Annotated in this window: 2 protein-coding genes; one reads left to right on the top strand and one right to left on the bottom strand. The window is 71.6% G+C overall.

Annotated elements, in window-relative coordinates; genetic code table 11:
- Window positions 1-172: 172 nt before the first annotated feature.
- The gene (locus ACFPZL_RS12760) at window positions 173-796 is read right to left on the bottom strand and encodes an amino acid synthesis family protein (protein WP_218114540.1); all 624 of its coding nucleotides are present in this window, start codon (window positions 794-796) and stop codon (window positions 173-175) included.
- 84 nt (window positions 797-880) lie between these two features.
- Between ACFPZL_RS12760 and ACFPZL_RS12755 the strand changes: the two genes are divergently transcribed.
- A partial coding sequence (locus tag ACFPZL_RS12755) for an aldo/keto reductase (RefSeq protein ID WP_218114541.1) occupies window positions 881-1877 on the top strand: 997 nt, incomplete at its 3' end.

The following is a 1877-nucleotide window of genomic DNA, read 5'->3' as shown; positions in this document are numbered from 1 at the left end:
AGCGCGCCGAGCCGCTCGACGGCCCGCGCGCGCAGCCGCTCGAGCGTGGCGGCCTCGGCGATCGTCTCGGGCGCGCCGATCGCGAACACGGTGACGCTCCGCGCGACCGGTGCCGTGAAGATGTCGGCTCCGGTGTAGCTGTCGAGCACGTTGCTGTGGACTGTGTGCAGCATCACTGCTCCTTGCCGGGGTAGAGCGGGTGCGACGCGTAGTCGTCGAGGGTCACCTTGGGGTCGGTCGTGCGGTCGCCGATGCGGGCATTGGGCCGGGGACCGGTGGAGCCCACGAGGATCAGCGCGATCTCGTCAGGCTGCGGCGCCTCGTCGACCCAGACCGGCATGGACTCGAAGAAGTCGCGCCGGCCGCCGAGCAGCTTGTTGCCCATCGGCGCCGAGAGCAGCGTGCCCGCGGGGCCGCGCACGTCGGTGGAGCTGATGATCTGCGTCGCGCCGAGCCGGTCGCGCACGACGTTGCCGAAGAAGGCCGTGTGCTGGAACGCCGCGCCGTGCTCGCGCTCGCCGTCCACGCCGACGATCGCCCCCTTGCCGAACGAGACGACGGCGTCGACGCCGCCGAGCAGGTCGATGAGGATCTGCGTGAGGAGGAACGCGAGATCCGGCGCCATCCGCTCGACCTCGGGCCGCAGGCTCCCCCGGGTGTCCCGTGCTCCGCTGTCGGCGAGCCACGGGTTCGCGAAGACGGCGACGGCCGCCGCGCGGGTGACGGTGTGCATGGGGGGCGCGCCGCATTCGAGGAGGATCTCCTCGCTGAGGCCGACCGATCTCCGGAGTTCCATCCGTGGTCCCTTCATCTGTCTGACAACAGACAGTCTATCGGGTCGGTGTAGGGTCGGTCCAGAAGCTGTCGAAAGGAGTGCCGGATGGATGAGCCGCGCATGCTCGCCGGCGGGCTCGCGGTGAGCGCGCAGGGCTACGGGGCGATGTCGTTGAGCGACGCCTACGGGCCGATCGACGCGGAAGAGGCGGGCGCGGTGGTCGCCGCGGCGCGGGACCTCGGCATCACCCTCTTCGACTCGGCCAACATCTACGGCGACGGCTGGAGCGAGGAGATGCTCGGGCGCGCCTTCCGCCGGCCGGCCGATCGGGACCGGGTCGTCATCGCGACCAAGTTCGGGATCGTCCGCGGTGGCGGCCCGGGTCATCGCGGGATCCGCGGCGACCGGGACTACGTCTTCGAGCAGGTCGACGCCAGTCTGCGGCGACTCGGCACCGACCATATCGATCTGCTCTACCAGCACCGGATCGACCGCGAGCTGGGCGTCGAGGAGACGGTCGGTGCGATGGCGGAACTCGTCGCCGCGGGCAAGGTCCGCCACCTCGGCCTCTCCGAGGCGACCGGCTCAGAGGTGCGGCGCGCGAACGCGGTCCACCCGATCGCCGCGGTGCAGAGCGAGTGGAGCGCGTTCAGCCGCGATATCGAGGAGAACCTGCTCCCGGATCTGGCGGAGCTCGGCATCCCCATCGTCCCCTACGCCCCGCTGAGCCGAGGTCTGCTGACCGGGCGGATCGAGCCCGGTGGGTACGAGCAGCCGGACATCCGCGCCATCTTCCCGCGCTTCGGGCTCGAGTCGCTGCCGCACAACCTGCGGCTCGTCGCCGAACTCGCCGAGCATGCAGAGCGGTTGGACGCGACTCCGGGCCAACTGGCACTCGCCTGGCTCGACGCGCGAGCGGCGGAGCTCGGCGTCACCAGCATCGCGATCCCCGGCACCCGGAGCCCTGCGCACCTCGCGGAGAACATCGGCGCACTCGGCCTGAGCCTTCCGCCCGAGACGAAGCGGCTGCTCGACGGCTTCGCCGAGCGGGTCAGCGGGCCGCGCAACGCGGACCCCCGCTGGACCTCGCTCGGGCGGCCCT

This window comes from Leucobacter soli (assembly GCF_042659205.1).
GTDB lineage: Bacteria > Actinomycetota > Actinomycetes > Actinomycetales > Microbacteriaceae > Leucobacter > Leucobacter soli.
This window is presented reverse-complemented; position numbering and strand designations above follow the sequence as displayed.

Coding starts and splice junctions, on each gene's coding strand:
- ACFPZL_RS12760 (WP_218114540.1), bottom strand. CDS start 796: ATGGAACTCCGGAGATCGGTCGGCCTCAGCGAGGAGATCCTCCTCGAA.